The organism is Saccharopolyspora sp. NPDC000995 (assembly GCF_053599315.1).
Genome location: NZ_JBSFLZ010000069.1, coordinates 19,998 through 35,880, shown reverse-complemented (window position 1 = coordinate 35,880; position 15,883 = coordinate 19,998). Strand labels below are relative to the sequence as shown.

Annotated in this window: 18 protein-coding genes; 7 read left to right on the top strand and 11 right to left on the bottom strand. The window is 68.8% G+C overall.

Annotated elements, in window-relative coordinates; genetic code table 11:
- Positions 1-57: 57 nt before the first annotated feature.
- Positions 58-261 carry a DUF397 domain-containing protein gene (locus ACWDKQ_RS21655; protein ID WP_450140553.1) on the bottom strand — a complete coding sequence of 68 codons (204 nt, stop codon included), beginning with the start codon at positions 259-261 and terminating at the stop codon, positions 58-60.
- Between the two features lie 13 nt (positions 262-274).
- Complete coding sequence (locus tag ACWDKQ_RS21650; protein WP_450140552.1) at positions 275-670, bottom strand: Scr1 family TA system antitoxin-like transcriptional regulator; 396 nt, start codon at positions 668-670, stop codon at positions 275-277.
- A gap of 79 nt (positions 671-749) precedes the next feature.
- Here ACWDKQ_RS21650 and ACWDKQ_RS21645 point away from each other — a divergent pair, with 79 nt between their 5' ends.
- The 4 genes from ACWDKQ_RS21645 (at position 750) to purM (ending at position 5,447) form a co-directional block, all read left to right on the top strand.
- Positions 750-872 carry a hypothetical protein gene (locus ACWDKQ_RS21645; protein ID WP_450140551.1) on the top strand — a complete coding sequence of 41 codons (123 nt, stop codon included), beginning with the start codon at positions 750-752 and terminating at the stop codon, positions 870-872.
- Between the two features lie 5 nt (positions 873-877).
- Entirely contained in the window at positions 878-2,029 is a 1,152-nt protein-coding gene (locus ACWDKQ_RS21640; protein ID WP_450140557.1) for a methyltransferase domain-containing protein, read from the top strand.
- Between the two features lie 679 nt (positions 2,030-2,708).
- Positions 2,709-4,226 carry an amidophosphoribosyltransferase gene (purF, locus tag ACWDKQ_RS21635; protein WP_450140556.1) on the top strand — a complete coding sequence of 506 codons (1,518 nt, stop codon included), beginning with the start codon at positions 2,709-2,711 and terminating at the stop codon, positions 4,224-4,226.
- A gap of 108 nt (positions 4,227-4,334) precedes the next feature.
- A complete protein-coding gene (purM, locus tag ACWDKQ_RS21630) occupies positions 4,335-5,447 on the top strand; it encodes a phosphoribosylformylglycinamidine cyclo-ligase (RefSeq protein ID WP_450140550.1) in 1,113 nt (370 codons plus the stop codon).
- Between the two features lie 658 nt (positions 5,448-6,105).
- On the opposite strand, the gene ACWDKQ_RS21625 is transcribed toward purM, so the two are convergent.
- Complete coding sequence (locus ACWDKQ_RS21625; protein ID WP_450140549.1) at positions 6,106-6,294, bottom strand: DUF3073 domain-containing protein; 189 nt, start codon at positions 6,292-6,294, stop codon at positions 6,106-6,108.
- A 238-nt stretch (positions 6,295-6,532) separates the two neighbouring features.
- Between ACWDKQ_RS21625 and ACWDKQ_RS21620 the strand changes: the two genes are divergently transcribed.
- Positions 6,533-7,420: a hypothetical protein gene (locus tag ACWDKQ_RS21620; RefSeq protein WP_450140548.1), complete on the top strand. Its 888-nt coding sequence runs from the start codon at positions 6,533-6,535 to the stop codon at positions 7,418-7,420.
- 90 nt (positions 7,421-7,510) lie between these two features.
- Here ACWDKQ_RS21620 and ACWDKQ_RS21615 read toward each other — a convergent pair whose 3' ends face one another.
- The 4 genes from ACWDKQ_RS21615 to ACWDKQ_RS21600 form a co-directional block, all read right to left on the bottom strand.
- The gene (locus ACWDKQ_RS21615) at positions 7,511-8,320 is read right to left on the bottom strand and encodes a methyltransferase domain-containing protein (RefSeq protein WP_450140547.1); all 810 of its coding nucleotides are present in this window, start codon (positions 8,318-8,320) and stop codon (positions 7,511-7,513) included.
- A gap of 638 nt (positions 8,321-8,958) precedes the next feature.
- Positions 8,959-9,519, bottom strand: coding sequence for an RsiG family protein (locus ACWDKQ_RS21610; protein ID WP_450140546.1), 561 nt, complete (start codon positions 9,517-9,519; stop codon positions 8,959-8,961).
- A gap of 150 nt (positions 9,520-9,669) precedes the next feature.
- The gene (gene ygfZ, locus ACWDKQ_RS21605) at positions 9,670-10,812 is read right to left on the bottom strand and encodes a CAF17-like 4Fe-4S cluster assembly/insertion protein YgfZ (protein ID WP_450140545.1); all 1,143 of its coding nucleotides are present in this window, start codon (positions 10,810-10,812) and stop codon (positions 9,670-9,672) included.
- Complete coding sequence (locus ACWDKQ_RS21600) at positions 10,809-11,252, bottom strand: Fur family transcriptional regulator (RefSeq protein WP_450140544.1); 444 nt, start codon at positions 11,250-11,252, stop codon at positions 10,809-10,811. Before ACWDKQ_RS21600 ends, ygfZ begins: the two co-directional genes overlap by 4 nt.
- Positions 11,253-11,374: 122 nt before the next feature.
- Between ACWDKQ_RS21600 and ACWDKQ_RS21595 the strand changes: the two genes are divergently transcribed.
- Positions 11,375-12,223 carry an aminodeoxychorismate lyase gene (locus tag ACWDKQ_RS21595; RefSeq protein WP_450140543.1) on the top strand — a complete coding sequence of 283 codons (849 nt, stop codon included), beginning with the start codon at positions 11,375-11,377 and terminating at the stop codon, positions 12,221-12,223.
- A 66-nt stretch (positions 12,224-12,289) separates the two neighbouring features.
- Here the strand turns inward: ACWDKQ_RS21595 and ACWDKQ_RS21590 are convergent, their stop codons facing one another.
- The gene (locus ACWDKQ_RS21590; protein ID WP_450140542.1) at positions 12,290-12,802 is read right to left on the bottom strand and encodes a DinB family protein; all 513 of its coding nucleotides are present in this window, start codon (positions 12,800-12,802) and stop codon (positions 12,290-12,292) included.
- Between the two features lie 84 nt (positions 12,803-12,886).
- Positions 12,887-13,528 carry an FABP family protein gene (locus tag ACWDKQ_RS21585; protein WP_450140541.1) on the bottom strand — a complete coding sequence of 214 codons (642 nt, stop codon included), beginning with the start codon at positions 13,526-13,528 and terminating at the stop codon, positions 12,887-12,889.
- A gap of 186 nt (positions 13,529-13,714) precedes the next feature.
- Here ACWDKQ_RS21585 and ACWDKQ_RS21580 point away from each other — a divergent pair, with 186 nt between their 5' ends.
- Entirely contained in the window at positions 13,715-14,521 is an 807-nt protein-coding gene (locus ACWDKQ_RS21580) for a methyltransferase domain-containing protein (RefSeq protein ID WP_450140540.1), read from the top strand.
- Positions 14,522-14,613: 92 nt separating this feature from the next.
- Here ACWDKQ_RS21580 and ACWDKQ_RS21575 read toward each other — a convergent pair whose 3' ends face one another.
- Both ACWDKQ_RS21575 and ACWDKQ_RS21570 read right to left on the bottom strand, forming a co-directional pair.
- Positions 14,614-14,913, bottom strand: a complete 300-nt coding sequence (locus tag ACWDKQ_RS21575; RefSeq protein WP_450140539.1) for a DUF1416 domain-containing protein — start codon at positions 14,911-14,913, stop codon at positions 14,614-14,616.
- 120 nt (positions 14,914-15,033) lie between these two features.
- Entirely contained in the window at positions 15,034-15,882 is an 849-nt protein-coding gene (locus tag ACWDKQ_RS21570; protein ID WP_450140538.1) for a sulfurtransferase, read from the bottom strand.
- Between the last annotated feature and the right edge of the window lies 1 nt (position 15,883).

Here is a 15,883-nt window from a genome sequence, read left to right as displayed (position 1 = left end):
CGACCGTGGTCGTGAGTGTGAAACCGGGCTCCAGCACGGTTTCGCACTCACGACCTCTCAGCCCTGCTTCAGGCGTGTGGTGAACGATGTCCACTGCTCGGGGGTGAACAGGAGCGTGCCGCCGTCGCGGTCCTTGGTGTCTCGCACGCCGACCGCACCGGCCGCTACCGCGACCTCCACACAGTGGGCGTTGCTGGCGCTACGACGGGACTTTCGCCAGCGTGCGTCGCTCAAGCGCTGGTCGGAGTGGAAAATGCTCATGTTTTAACTGTAGCTATCGTGGCAGCTCTGTCGAGATTTTCTTAATGAGTGCACGGGAATCCTCGCGGTTGAGCGCTGCCTGAGTAGCGGTCGCGTGGGCGATGGAGTATTCCCGGACGGTCATGGGATCGATGATCAGGTGGGTTGACGTCACGGTCTCCTGCCAGAGCACGGTGGGCAACCGGCCGTTCGGGAATGTCATGAGATAGAACGCGGAGCCGCCCATCGCCTCGTGTCCTCTCGATGAGAACGGGACGATGCGCAAATCCAGGGTGTCGGGCAGGCCGTCGATGAGGGCAAGGAGGTGCTCAAGTTGAGCCTTGAGCACCTTCGGCCCGCCGAATCGAGTGGCCGACCGAGGAATACGTCGGCCGCCATCGCCTAGCTTCGAGCTAGGCGCGCCAGACATCGCGGGTGTGCGAACGTGCATGGTTCCGCGCGACCGGCGCGGGTTCCTAGGGTGAATGAGATCGAAGGAGGTCACGGCAGTGGGCAAGGACAAGAACGACGACACGATCGACGGCGGCAAGCACGACGTGGGGCGGGACGGCCAGACCGGCAAGACATCGGATGACATCGACCCGAAGGACTACGAACAGGGCAGCAATTGACCGACGTGGCCGCTCCGGACGGAGTGCGCGGCCTGGTGGCCGAGTTGGACTCGGCGGGCAATCTGCCCGCCGAGGTCCACCTGGCTTTCCTTGCCGCCGCACGGGAATGGTTCATTCCGGGGCGGTTCTGGTATCAGCCCGGCGACGGGGCCGAGGACACGGCGGTGGACCGGGCCACCGACCCGGACCGGTGGCTGTCTGCGGTGTATGCGGACCGGCCGCTGGTGACCCAGTTCGATGACGGGGCGACCGCGTGGCCCGAAATCGGCTACCGTCCGACCAGTTCGGCGTCCATGCCCTCGGTGGTGGCGGGGATGCTGCGGGCGTTGGAGCCCCAGCCCGGGGACGCGGCGCTGGAGATCGGCACCGGGACCGGATGGAACGCGGCTCTGCTGGCCGAGATCGTCGGCGGGTCCGGCCACGTGACCACGGTGGAGATTGACCCGGAGGTGGCCAGTCAAGCGCGGGCGAACCTGCGCACGGCCGGGTATGAGCGGGTGGAGACGATCGAAGGCGACGCAGCGGCCGGACTTGCGGGTGATCGCCAGTTCGATCGGATCATCGCGACCGCTGGTGTCCATCTTGGACAGTTGCCGTACTCGTGGGTTGAGCGCACAATCCCGGGCGGGGTGATCGTCGCCCCGATGCGGGCGGACATGGCGACCGGGCCGCTGGTGCGGTTCGTCGTCGAGGACGGCACGGCGCGCGGACACGCGGTGGAACGGCTAAAAGTGTCCTTTATGGACATGCGATCGCATCGCGTGAGTTCGGCCGATTTCGGGACTATGCGGTGGGATGACGACTCGGCGGACCGGTCGTGGACCGACTTGGCCCCGTGGGTGCCGCTGCTGGCCGATGATCACCGGTGGCCGATCGCGGTAGCGCTGCCGGGCTGCCGTTACGACGTGTGGGAGGCCAGCGAGGACCGGCCGGGGGTGGCGTGGCTGGTCGATCCGTTGTCGGGGTCGTGGGCCAGCGTGGTCCCCGAGGGGGAGCGGTTCCGGGTCCGCCAAGTCGGGCCGCGCCGGTTGTGGAATGCCGCCGAGGCGGCCTACCGGTGGTGGGTCGAACGCGGCGAGCCGCCGTTGTCGGCGTGGGAGTGGACCATCACCCCGGACCGGCAGAGCGTCACCCTGCCGCCCGATTCCGGCCGCTGAGAACGGCCGTGTTCGCCGCGATGCCGCTCAGGCTCGGGGCGTGTCGTGTTGTTGGCGGTGCCGTGCTGCCAGCACAGGGCCGCGTGAAGCCGCTGTATGACGTGTTCGTCATCGGCCTCGGTCGGGTCGTCGCCTACGGGTAGCCACTCCTCGGCGACCGGGCGGCCGTTCACGGTGGATCAGCATCCCGGGGTAGGCGAGCAGTTCCCCGCCGAGGTCCACGGTGCGGGTGCTTCCGTGTGAGGTCCACCGCGGACCAGGCACGCGGCGGAAGTGAAGCCTTAGGACACGGGCTCACCTGGTCTTTCGTGCGTATTGCGGGCTAGGTCTCCTGTAAGTCGCAGAGCTCAGCGGCGGTGTTACCGGCGGCCTGTTCAAACGAATTCAACACACCTGGTCAGCGTCCGGATCGTCCAGGAGGTCTCGCAGCCGGGCGTCCAGGCGGGTGGCGGCAAAGGCAGAGCGGAGCCCCACGCCGCACGCCTCCGTTGACGCGGGCCTGGAGACACGCTGTGACCAGGCTCAATTGACCGGAAGAAAAATCTTGGACACGAAACCCTTACACTGAGGTGTAACTCCGGCTCCGTCCTCCAGGGAGTTCTCGGTGGTCACCGACCGGCCTGAACCGGCTAACGCAAGTACCCCTACAGACCTTTCCGGCCCTGCTCTCGAACGCGACATCCCCCACGAGGAATGCGGCGTCTTCGGTGTTTGGGCTCCCGGCGAGGAAGTCGCGAAGCTGAGCTTCTACGGCATCTTCGCCCTCCAGCACCGCGGCCAGGAAGCCGCCGGCATCGCCGTCGGCGACGGCTCGCAAGTGCTCGTCTACAAGGATCTAGGCCTGGTCAGCCAGGTGTTCACCGAGCAAACCCTGGCGTCGCTGCGCGGCCACGTCGCCGTCGGGCACGCTCGGTACTCGACCACTGGCGGCGGTAGTTGGGAGAACGCCCAGCCGACGTTTCGCACCACGGCCACCGGCAGCGTGGTGGCCCTGGGCCACAACGGCAACCTGGTCAACACGGCGGAACTGCTGGACCGCCTCGCCGTGGAGGGCGCCGACACCACGGCCAACGCGTCTTCGCCTGCCAATGGCTGCGAGCGCGCCACCAGCGACTCCGACCTGGTGACCGGCCTGCTGGCGGCGCACGCCGCCGACAAGGGCCTAGAACAGGCCGCGATGGAACTGTTCCCCACGGTGCGCGGCGCTTTCTCGATGGTCTTCTGCGACGAGCAAACCCTCTACGCGGTGCGCGACCCGCACGGCGTCCGCCCGCTGGTGCTCGGCCGACTGGAACGCGGCTGGGTGGTGGCCAGCGAGACGGCCGCGCTGGACATCGTCGGCGCGTCGTTCGTCCGCGAGGTCGAGCCGGGCGAGTTGCTGGCCATCGACGGCGACGGACTGCGCTCCCAGCACTTCGCCAGCCCGAAGCCCAAGGGCTGCATCTTCGAGTACGTCTATCTGGCCCGCCCGGACACCACGATCTCGGGCCGTTCGGTGCACGGCACCCGCGTGGAGATCGGCCGCCGGCTCGCCAAGGAACACCCGGTGGACGCCGACCTGGTGATCCCCGTCCCGGAATCGGGTACGCCCGCCGCGATCGGCTACGCCCAGGCCTCCGGCATCCCGTACGGCAACGGCCTGGTCAAGAACTCCTACGTCGGCCGGACCTTCATCCAGCCGTCGCAGACGATCCGCCAGCTCGGCATCCGGCTGAAGCTGAACCCGCTGCGCGAGGTGATCCGCGGCAAGCGCCTGGTCGTGGTGGACGACTCGATCGTCCGCGGCAACACCCAGCGCGCCCTGGTCCGGATGCTGCGCGAGGCCGGCGCGATCGAGGTGCACGTCCGCATCGCATCGCCGCCGGTGAAGTGGCCGTGCTTCTACGGCATCGACTTCGCCTCCCGCGCCGAGCTGATCGCCAACGGCTTGGACATGGACGGGGTGCGCCGCTCGATCGGCGCGGACAGCCTCGGCCACGTGTCGCTGGACAGCCTGGTCGCCGCGACCGAGCAGCCCCGCACCAGGCTGTGCGCGGCCTGTTTCGACGGCGACTACCCGATCCCGCTGCCGGAGGACGCCCGCATCGGCAAGTACCTCCTGGAGGGCATCAACCAGGCAGAACGCGGTATCGCGGGACCGGCCGAACCGGTGCTGCCGAGCAGCTACGGCGCGGCCGACGCGCTGCAGCGGCCCTGACGACCGAACCGTTCCTGCCCCGAGGTTCGCCGTCGGCGCGTAGCGTTGAACGTGCTACACATGCGCGTCCGGCGAATCGCAAACTCGCACCAAGATGTGGAGCCAGTCGTGTCCGAAGACCTGCTCGCAGGGTCTGCCCAGACCGAGAGTCCGAAAGCCACCTACGCCGCAGCGGGCGTGAGCATCGAGGCCGGTGACGAGGCGGTCGAGAAGATCCGCCCGTGGGCGCGGCGAGCGACCCGGCCCGAGGTGATCGGCTCCCTGGGCGGGTTCGCTGGGCTCTTCCAGCTCAAGCTCGACCGCTGGAAGGAGCCGGTGCTGGCGTCCTCGACGGACGGGGTCGGCACTAAGCTCGCCGTCGCGCAGGCGCTGGACGTGCACGACACCGTCGGCATCGACCTGGTCGCGATGGTGGTCGACGACTTGGTGGTCTGCGGTGCCGAGCCGCTGTTCCTGCAGGACTACGTCGCAGTCGGCAAGGTCGTGCCGGACCGGATCGCCGACCTGGTCAAGGGCATCTCGGAGGGCTGCGTGCAGGCCGGCTGCGCGCTGCTGGGCGGGGAGACCGCCGAGCACCCCGGCATGATGGCGCCCGGCGAGTACGACATCTCGGCCACCGGCGTCGGGGTCGTCGAGGCGGACGCGATGCTCGGCCCGGACAAGGTCCGCCCGGGCGACGTAGTGATCGCAATGGGCTCCTCCGGCCTGCACTCCAACGGCTACTCGCTGGCCCGGCACGTGCTGCTGGACATCGCCCGGATGCCGCTGGAGGGCCACGTCGAGGAGTTCGGCCGCACCCTCGGCGAGGAGCTGCTGGAGCCGACCCGGATCTACGCCAAGGACTGCTTGGCGCTGGCCGCCGAGGCGGGCGTGCGGACGTTCGCGCACGTCACCGGCGGTGGCCTGGCGCAGAACCTGGCGCGGGTGATCCCGTCGGGACTGACGGCGGTGCTGGACCGGGGCAGCTGGACGCCAGCGCCGGTGTTCCGGCTGATCGCCCAGCGCGGCCGGGTCGAAGTCGACGAGATGGAGCGCACCTTCAACATGGGAATCGGCATGGTCGCCGTGGTGACCGCCGAAGACGTGGACCGTGCCCTCGCGGTGCTCACGGCCCGCCACGTGCCGGCCTGGGTGCTCGGCGAGATCGCCAAGCAGCCCTCCGTCGAAGGCACCGGTGAGGAAGACCGCGTGGTCCTGCGCGGCAACCACCCGCGCTTCTGATCTCTGCGTTGCAGGCTCGTATTGCGCTGCGGGCAGCGGAACTTCAGGCGACGTCTCGCTGCGGGAACCCCGACGTCATGAATGCCACAATTCACCACGTCGGGGACTAGCCTCGCACGGGAGCCGTCGGGTGGGCACAGCCTGAGAACCCGCGGTGGTGCGGGTTGCAGGTGGGACGAGGCTTCCCCGCGTCGAAGGCGAAGATCGAACCGCGCACGTGAAATCTGTGATCGCGACCGGGAATCCTGACGGGTTCCCGGTCGTTGGACCAATAGCTGGCGTGCGCGCGTGCCCCCGGGCTCCAACTACCGCCTGCTGGGAATACCGTTCGGCTGGAGCCCTGCAGTGCCACCCGCCGAGAGGCGGCCCGCGCACGCCAGCGTTCTTCAGCCCTGGGCCGCATCCGCCCGTCGGCAATCGGCGAATCCGGCGCGATCGCGCCCGCCTCTTCTTCGGTCAGCGTCGTTTTCGGAGGCAGCAGACAGACGTGAGTGGCGTCGCCGGTCCACCGGCAACGCCACTCACGGTGCTCCTCCTATGTGGGACTTGCGAACTCGTCAACCCCACCCGCTCATGCACATCGGGTCAGACGAACGACTCCGACGCACCTCGCCATCGAGCGAACGGCGTTCATTCGCCGTCCTCATGGAGATGTGCTTCAACGTCGGCCGTAGTCGTAGTCGTCGTACCCGTCGTCGCGCGAGTCATCGCGGTCCTCACTGGACCACTCGCCGGACTCCGAGACGGACAGCTCGCGCTGCAACGCCTCGATGTCCATGGCGGGGGAACTGTATTTAAGCTCGCGGGCCACCTTCGTCTGCTTGGCCTTAGCCCGGCCGCGCCCCATGGCTCGACCCCCTCGCACAGGGTTGCGGGGCGGACAGGGGAATGTCGGCCCCGCATGATCTCGACAACTTTTCCTGTAACTACCGTACCGTGTCGAGGCGGTTGAACGCGACGTGGTGCCATGACTGAGTGGCCGTGTCTTCCGGTGACGTCGAACTCTCCCCCGCCGAAGGCCCGTCTGGCAGCTGTTTTCGGTGCTAGGCGAGGCAGCCGCAGGCCCCCGCGGGCCGCATGACACCATGCTGGCTGTGCCAGAGCCGTTCGTCGCCTACCTGAGGGTGTACGAGCCCTTGTCGTCGTTCGACCCACCGCTGCGCGAGGAACTGGCGGCGGCCGTCGAGCGCGGGCCGGTCGACCCGTTCGACGCCGGATTGCGGGAGCAGGACGTCTGGTTGCGCAGCCAGCTCGCCGCGCCGCCCCGGCTGCTGCCCGGCGAGACCGCCGACGGCGCGGTCACGGGCGTTGGCGACGTGCTGGTGCTCGACCCGGCGGACGTGCCCAGCGCTCCGGCGGCCACGGTCGGGCCGGGCCCGCTGGTGTGCCCGCTGGACCTGCGCGGGCGGTCCGCCGCTGCGCTTGTCGGCTTCCTGGGGGACGCGGAGGTCCCGCTGCGGATCGCGGCACTGCAGGTGCCGGTGGAGAAGGCCAAGGTGCGGGCGAGCGCGGTGGTCAGCGAGCTCGCAGGCGGCGCGGTGCACGTTCTGTCGTCCACCTGGACCGTCCCGCTGCCCTGGTTCGTGCTGGTCGACCCGGAGGAGCGGTGCGTGTTCACCGAGCCGGGCCGGCGCCGGGTGTGCTGGCGGATGGCGATGGCCGACGCGCGGCGCCGGGTCGCCCGGGCGCACGCGATCGGCCGCAAGTCCATCGGCGAGGAAGGGCCGACGCGGATTCTGCGGGAGACCGGCCGCTGGCTGGAGCGCTTCCACCCGCATTCGGCGGTGGAGTTGGACTACGGCGGCCTGGTGCAGCTGATGACCGCCAGCGATCTGGACGCGGATACCTCGGCCGAGGACGTGCACGCGATCGTTGATGCCATGGAAGCCGACGATGCGGAAGAGGTCGCGACCCGCTACGAGACCCTGCGCGACTTCTGGTCGGAATTCGCCGCCCGAGAACGCCACAACTAAAACGGAAGCTTCCAGCCTCCTCCTGCGGGAAGAGGAAGCAGGTTTCCTGGCGTTGGTCACCGACCTGGGCGGACACGGTCTTGCCCGGCTTCAGGCGCGGCAGGTGATCTCGCCGTTCAGGACGGCGAACCAGCCGTCTTCGGCTTCGATCCAGTGGTGCCAGGCCATCGCGAGTTCTTCCAGCTCTTCGCGGCTGCTCAGGCCGTGGGCCTGGGCTTGCTCGGCGAAGGACGACCGGCGGATGCGGTCCGCCCACAGGCTGCCCCACCAGGTGCGCTCCTCGGGCGTTGCGAAGCACCACGCCGACGCCGTGCAGGTGATGTCGCTGAACCCCGCCGCCAACGCCCAGGTCTTCAGGTGCCTGCCGCCGTCGGGGAAGGCCCCGTTGTGCTGCGCCACTTGCCGGTACAGCTCCAGCCAGCGGTTGAGGCCCGGGTTGTCCGGCGAGAAGCGCATGCCGCCGTAGTCCGCGTCGCGGGCCGCGACGATGCCGCCCGGCTTGCACACCCGCCGCATCTCGCGCAGTGCGGCGACCGGGTCGGTCAGGTGTTGCAGCACCTGGTGGGTGTGCACGACGTCGAAGGAGTCGTCGTCGTAGGGCAGGCGGTAGACGTCGGCGTTGGCGAAGGTGATGTTGTCCAGGTCGCGTTCCGCCGCGCCGGCGCGGGCGATCTCCAGCGGCTCGTCGACGTTGTCCACGCCCAGCACTTGGCCGGGGCCGACCAGGGCAGCGAAGTCCAGCGTGATGGTGCCCGGTCCGCAACCGATGTCGAGCACGCTGGTGCCCGGCCGCAGGTGCGGGATCAGGAACGCGGCGGAGTTCTCGGCGGTCCGCCAGCGGTGCGATCGCAGCACGCTCTCGTGGTGTCCGTGGGTGTAGGTGTCGGGCTGCACGCTCATATCATCCATCTCAAGATATGGGAAATCTGTACCAATATACGAGCATATGCCGAAGATTTCGCTGTTGCGAAGCATTTGATGCGATGGAGAATCGCGGGACCTAGGACGGGTTTTATAAGCGGCGGCAGCCGCTTGCGGCGTGGGACTCAACTGGCACCGCCGCGCGGGTTCTCACGGGCTGTGCCCGCCGAAGGGCTCCCGGCAAGGCCAGTCCCCGACGCGGCGAATTGGCATTCATGATGTCGGGGAACACGTGTGCGAGAAGGCCTCTGAGGTTCCGCTACCCGCATCGCTACGCAAACCACTTTCGAAACAGGCCTTAGCACCCGACGTTCGAGCAGGAACGGGTTGGTCGCGGGCGGTCGGATCTCGATGAAATTGTCCGCTGCGGACGGATTTGGGGCACCGCGGCGCCGCTGCGGTCGGCCCGGGTCGTGACAGGACGCGCTACGCCCTCGCCGCTGTGCGGGGCCTGTGCGGGCGAGATCGGGGGTTGGCGGTTTCCGGGTTGGCCCGCAGCTTTTCGTTCGTCTGAACGGGTTTCAGCTGCGATTGCGGGCGCGTTGGCGCGGCGCCGTGCCGCGCCGACCACCGCCCGAGTCCACTTCGGAGGGTTCGGACGAGCGGGGCGGAGCCGGTCACCGCCGGTCGCGTTCCTCCGCGAGGCGGTCGTCCACCGATGCGGCGCCCTCGCGGTAGCGGCGGGCGATCTCCGCGTTCAGCCGGTCCACCACGGCCTGGACCTCGCGGCGGCGCTGCGACACCGAGTCCTCTTCCCCTGTGTAGGCGGCGAGGGCCTGGTCGAGCTTGGCATCCGAGCGCGACATCACGTCCGACAGGTCGACGTCGGAGACCAGCGCCTCGACGTGCCTCCGGTGCGCCTCGGCCCGCGATGGCTCGGTCGTCTGGTATCGGCCGGAACCGGTCGCCGGACCGACGGCGTTGTCCGACAGGATGTTCACCAGCTGCTCGACGACCGACGCGGACCCGCCCTCCCGGCGCCGTCGCTGCTCGGCTCGCACTATGTCGATCCGCGCGTGCAGCACGCGGCGCAGGTACGAGAGGTCCGTTTCCTCCTGCGCCGCCTCGTCGCGCAACTCCCGCACCTCGCCGAGCGTGCGGTCTTCGATGCCACTGGCGTAGTCCGGGGACAGGACCCTGTCGATGCGGCGCCGTCCACCCGGGCGGACTTCGATCACGTGGCCATCCTCCGGCAATCAGGTACAGCTCGCCAACAGTTCGGGTGATGCTGTTTCAACAACGGTGCGAGCCGCTCGTATTCCCGGCGTGTTAGGCACGCGCGGCCAACGGGCGGATGCGCACGCCTACAGGCATACCCGCCTCGTCAACTACCGGCCGCGCAGGCCCTGTGCCGCGACCCGCCCCGGCGGCTCGCCGGTGTCCGGCGGCACCGAGTCCGGGTCCACCGCCGCGGCCACCGCGCGGTCCTGCTCCGGGTCGCCGGCGACCAGCTCGCCGTCCACCGGTGCCGACCGCTTAAGCAGCGCAAGCGCCACCGGCCCGAGCTCGTGGTGCTGCACAACGCTGCCCACCCGGCCGACCTTGCGCTCGCCGAGCCAAACCGGATCGCCAGTCTCCGGCAGGATCTCCGCCGAGCCGTCCAGGTGCAGCAGGACCATGCGCCGCGGCGGCTTGCCCACGTTGTGCACCTTGGCGACGGTCTCCTGGCCGCGGTAGCAGCCCTTGGCCACGTGCGCCGCCACGTGCACCCAGCCGAGCTCGTGCGGGATCGCGCGCTCGTCGGTCTCCAAGCCGACTCGGGGCCGCAGCGCCTCCACCCGCAGCGCCTCGAACGCGAGGGTGCCGGAGGGGCGGATGCCCGCGTCGGTCAGCTTCGTCCACCACTCCACCAGCGACGCCCGCGGCACCACGAGGTCGATGGTGGGCAGCGCGCGCAACGGTACGAACCGGCTGAATCCTCCGCCGGGCAGGGCCTTCACCTCATACGGCTTCGACGGCACCGGCGCGAACTGGGCGAGGACGCCGCCCACGTCCGGGCCGACCGCGGTCAGCACCGCGAACTCCGAGGTGGCGTCCCGAGTCTCCACTTTGGACCAGAACCGCATGGCGTCGAGGTACTCCAGCAGCGACTGCCTGCCGTCCACACCCATTGTTGGCAGCGCGCTGGTGGCTTGCGCGCCCGTGTCGGTGTCCAGGTAGACGACGCCCTCGTGGTGCGCGACCAGCATGTGGCAGTCGACGCGGCCCTGGCTGTCCAGCACGAGCGCCTCGGTGCCCTGCCCGTCCGGCAGCTCTGTCATGTGCTGCGAGAGCACCAGGTGCAACCAGCTCAGCCGCTCCTCGCCGGTCACCGCGATGACCTCCCGGTGCGAGCGGTCCACGAGCACCGCCGAGCGGGTCGCCGACCGCTGCTCGGCGAACGGGTCGCCGAAGTGCCAAGGCACGCCCGCATCCACTGCATCCTCCGGTGCGGGTACCGCACCAGGCAGGTCCAACAGGGGTGAACTCATCGGCGCTCCTCGGCGGCGTCGGCGTTGCGGCAGCAGTTCCGGCACAGGCCGGACAGGGCCAGGTGGGTGGCGTCCAGGGCGAACCCGAACCGCGCGCGCAGCTCGCGGGACAGGTCGTCCAGCAGTTCGGTCGAGACCTCGTCGATCATGCCGCAGCGGTGGCACGCCAGGTGGACGTGCTCGTGCTCCTCGACAGAGTAGGTCGGCGCGCCGTGCCCCAGGTGCGTGTGCCGCACCAAACCCAGCTCTTCGAGCAGGTCGAGGGCGCGGTAGACCGTCGTGATGTTGACCATCGAGGCGGTGCCCTGCACCTTGCGGCAGACCTGCTCGGGCGTCGCATGCCCCATCTCGCGCACCGCATCCAGCACCAGTTGGCGCTGCGGTGTCATCCGCATACCCCGTTGGTGCAAGGTGCTGCGCAGCGATCCCTGGTCGCTCAATGCCCGCTCCTGTGCTCGGCGCGCTTGAAGGTCGGTACTCCGATCGTAACTCCGTGGGAGAACGCGCCGGTCACGCGCGCGGCCGCCAGCGGTTGCGGGGGTCGAGGTTCTAGGCTTCGGGCATGCGCGTACTGGCACTCTTGGACGGGACGGTCGTTGATCCGCAGGCGCCGCTGTTCCGCGCCGACGACCTCGGTGTGATGCGGGGAGACGGCATCTTCGAGACGATCCTGGTCGCCGACCGGAAGCCGCGGGAACTCGGGCCGCACCTCGATCGGCTGGAGCGATCCGCCGGCCTGATGCAGATGCGGTTGCCCGAGCGCGCCGCATGGGAGCGGGCCGCGCGAGCGGTAATCGACAACTGGCCGTGGGACACCGCCCCGCAGATGGCGCTGAAGTTCGTCTGCACCCGCGGTGTCGACGGCGGCGACGGCACGCCGAACGGCTTCGCGATGGGCATGCAGATCGGTGCCGACACCCTGCGCAAGCGCGTCGAGGGCGTTTCGGTCGTGACGCTGGAGCGGGGCTACGCCCCGGACCTGATGGAGCGGATGCCCTGGCTGCTGCTGTCCGCGAAGACCCTGTCGTACGCGGTGAACATGGCCGCGATGCGGGAGGCCGAGGCGCGTGGCGCCGACGAGGTCATCTTCACCGCCACCGACGGGTCGGTGCTGGAGGGGCCGACCTCGACGGTCGTGATCGCGCAGGGCCGCACGCTGCTGACCACGCCGCCCAGCTCGGGCATCCTGAAGGGCACCACCCAGGGGGCGCTGTTCCGGGCCGCGGAGAAGGAGGGCTGGAAGACCGAGCTGGCGAAGTTCCCGATGTCGGCGCTGTTCGAGAGCGACGGCGTGTGGCTGGCTTCGAGTATCCGGCTGGTCAGCCAGGTGCACACCATCGACGGCACCGAGATCAAGGCGGACGCCGACCTGCATGCCGAGATCAACCGCCTCTACGAGTCCAACTATTGATCACCCAGTTGCGTTGCAATGCGGGTAGCGCAACCTCAGCGGCAGCCCCGTACCGCGGGACCCTGGTCAGCCCATCGTCTTCTGACCGTCGATGGTCTCGCGGATGATGTCGGCGTGGCCCGCGTGCTGCGCGGTTTCCGCCGCGATGTGCAGTAGCGCCCGCCGAACCGTCCAGCGCCTGCCCTTCTCCTCCTGCCACGGGGCGTCCGGCAGCTGGTGGGAGAGGTCCAGATCCGGCACTGACGCGACGATCTCGTCGATCCGCGCCGCCGCCTTCCCGTACTCCGCCAGCAGCACGTCCAGCGTTTCCTCATCGGTCGGGTGGAAGGTCGCCGTCTGCTCGGCGAACGCCGCCTCGTCGTAGGCGTCGAACGCGCGGCCGTTGCGGATGAAGTCGGCCCAGTTCCGCTCGACCGCGGTCACGTGCTTGATCAGCCCACCGAGGCAAAGCTCGCTCTTGGTGGGCCGCAGCCGGACCTGCTCATCGGTCAGGTCCTTCACCGTGTGCCGCAGGAAGCCGCGGTGCGTTCGCAGGAGTTCCAGGATGTCGGCGCGCTCGCCGGTCAGCATGCTGGTCATGCTTGGCCCACCTCAGTTTTCGTAGCTCGATTGCGTCGAAATCTACCCGCGGGGCCTGACAGGAACGGCAGATCTTCGCCTGGCTCAGCCGACGATGCGATCGAGTTTCGCGGAAAGGCGCGGCTGCAGCTCGTGCTCCGAGGTTGCGCGCTCTTCGACGTAGGCCAGCGAGCCCTCGACAACGCCGTACAGCCGGCTGGCCGCGGCGACGTCCTCGCTGGTCGGCGTGCGCAGCACCGCGTCGGTGCCGAACTGCCAGGTCGTCTGGCCCTGCGGCTTGCCGAAGAACATCTCGGCGACGCCCGTCTCGTGCAGGATCAGCAGTTCGATCGTGTCGTCCGCCTGCGGGCGCCAGAAGCCGACCTCGCGGAACGAGGGCGCGACGACCTTGCCGCCCTCGCCGTCCAGTCGCCACGCGCGGCTCTCGTAGGTCAGGAACGGGCGGCCGTCGTGTGCGATGGTGACCTGCTGGATGAAGCGGTACGGCTCGTCGAGCGAAGGGTGCGATGCCTCGCCCTCGCCGCGCCACACGCCGACCAGCGGCAACAGCGCGAGGCAGGCGTCGTTCAGCGACGGGCCCATTCGCAGGTTTGCGGTGTCGCCGGTCCCGGGCAGGTCTTCGATCTCCGGCACGTTGCGGTGCCGGGTGTGCTTGGCGCGCTCCTCAGCCGCGGCGACCGCGGCATCGCCGCTGCCGCGCTGTGGTTCGTTCGGCGTAGCAGTCATCGCGTCGAGGTTACCGGTCGCCCCGGATCAGTCGCTGTACAGGCGGTACACCACGTATCCGGCGAACCAGACGGTGGCGATCGCGGCGAGCCCGACGAGGGTGACGAGGCCGTAGTGCAGGAAGTCGATAAGTTCCACGCGCAAAGGATAACCACCGCGACGCCCGCGCGGAGTGTGGCGTCGGGCATGATCTGCGGCGGGTACCGCGCCGAACTGCGCCGAACCAACAGCAGGGACGGGGATCACATGGACTTCGAAACGTTGCGCGAGCGCGCGCTGACCTTCCGGGAGGACCTGCTGGCGCGCAAGGACAAGATCGCGCCGGCCGACTTCGGTTGGTACCCGTACGACACGATGGCGAACATCTTCCACCTGGACGCGCTCCTGACCGGCGAGCAGCGGTCGGTGTTCGACCGGATCGCCGGCACCCGCGTCGCGGACATCGGCGCGGCCGACGGCGACTTCGGGTTCTTCCTGGAGTCCGAGCTGGGCTGCCAGGTGGACGTGATCGACAACGGTCCGACGAACTTCAACGGGCTGCGCGGCGCGCGGCGGCTCGTCGAGGAACTGGACTCCGGCGTGCAGGTGCACGAGATCGACCTGGACTCGCAGTTCCGGATGCCCGCCGAGCGCTACGGCGCGGTGTTCTTCCTCGGGCTGCTCTACCACCTCAAAAACCCGTTCTATGTGCTGGAGCAGCTGGCCAAGTACGCCGACCTGTGCTTCGTGTCGACCCGGATTGCGCAGGTCGCGCCGGAGGGCACCCGGATCCAGCAGCAGCCGGTGGCGTACCTGCTGGACCCGGCGGAAGCCAACAACGACGCGACGAACTTCTGGATCTTCAGCGAGACGGGCCTGCGGCGGCTGTTCGACCGCACCGGCTGGGAGGTCGTGGACTTCACGACGGTCGGCTGCCAGGAGGATTCCGACCCGTGCTCCCAGGACCGCGACGAGCGGGCCTTCGTCCTCCTCCGCGCCAAGGCCACCAACTGACCGAAGCGGTCCCGATCACGCGGAAGCGCGAAGGGCACCTCTGAGCGAACAAATCGCCCAGAGGTGCCCTTCACCTCGAAAGATTCAGTTGGTCAGACGACCGCGATGTCCACCGCGTGGACACCCGGGCCGGAAGTGGTGACGTCTGCCTGGCCCTTGCCGTCGCGGTGGAGGGCTCGGACCGTCCAGGCGCCGGGGGCGGCGTAGAAGGTGAAGTCACCCTCCGGGGAGGACACGACCTCCGCGGTGAACTCGCCGGAGGAGTCCAGCAGGCGGACGAAAGCCCCGCCGACCGGCTGGTCTCCGGCACGCACCTTGCCCGTCACGACGACCTGGTCGGTGTCCTCGGCGACCGCCGTGCCCGACTGCTGCGGCGCTCCGCATCCGCTCATGCTCAACGCTCCTTGATCTCGTTCTTCGGTCCTTGCCAGCTGCCGGTCCGGTTATCGCGAGCGTTTTGGGGTGCTACGGCACCGACAACCGCTCGCGGGCCCGGACCTGCATCGGGTTCGTCAGTTCTTGGCCTCTTCGGCCGGGTTGTTGATCGGGACGCCGACCAGCGAGCCGTACTCGGTCCACGATCCGTCGTAGTTCTTGACGTTGGTGTTGCCCAGCAGCTCGCGGAGCACGAACCAGGTGTGCGAGGAACGCTCGCCGATGCGGCAGTAGGCGATGGTGTCCTTCGTCGTGTCGAGTCCGGCTTCCCCGTAGATCTCCGAGAGCTCGTCGTCGGACTTGAAGGTGCCGTCCTCGTTCGCGGCCTTGCTCCACGGCACGTTGATCGCCGACGGGATGTGGCCAGCGCGCTGCGCCGACTCCTGCGGCAGGTGCGCCGGGGCCAGCAGCTTGCCCGCGAACTCGTCGGGCGAGCGAACGTCGACCAGGTTCTTGTTGCCGATCGCGTCCACGACCTCGTCCCGGAACGCCCGGATCGAGGTGTCCGGCTCCTGGGCCTGGTAGGTGGTGGCAGTCTTGTTCGGCTCGTCCTTGGTGAGCTCGCGGCCGTCGAGCTCCCACTTCTTGCGGCCGCCGTCGAGCAGCTTGACGTCGCCGTGCCCGTACAGCTTGAAGTACCAGTAGGCGTACGCGGCGAACCAGTTGTTGTTGCCGCCGTACAGGATCACCGTGTCGTCGTTGCTGATCCCCTTGGCGGACAGCAACTTCTCGAAGCCCTCGCGGTTGACGAAGTCGCGGCGGACGTGGTCCTGGAGCTCGTTCTTCCAGTCCAGCTTGATGGCGCCCGGGATGTGCCCGCCGTCGTAGGCGGTGGTGTCCTCGTCCACCTCGGCGAACACCACGCCGGCGGTGTTCAGGTTCTGTTCGGCCCACTCGGTGGAAACCAGGACCTCTGCGCGGCTCATC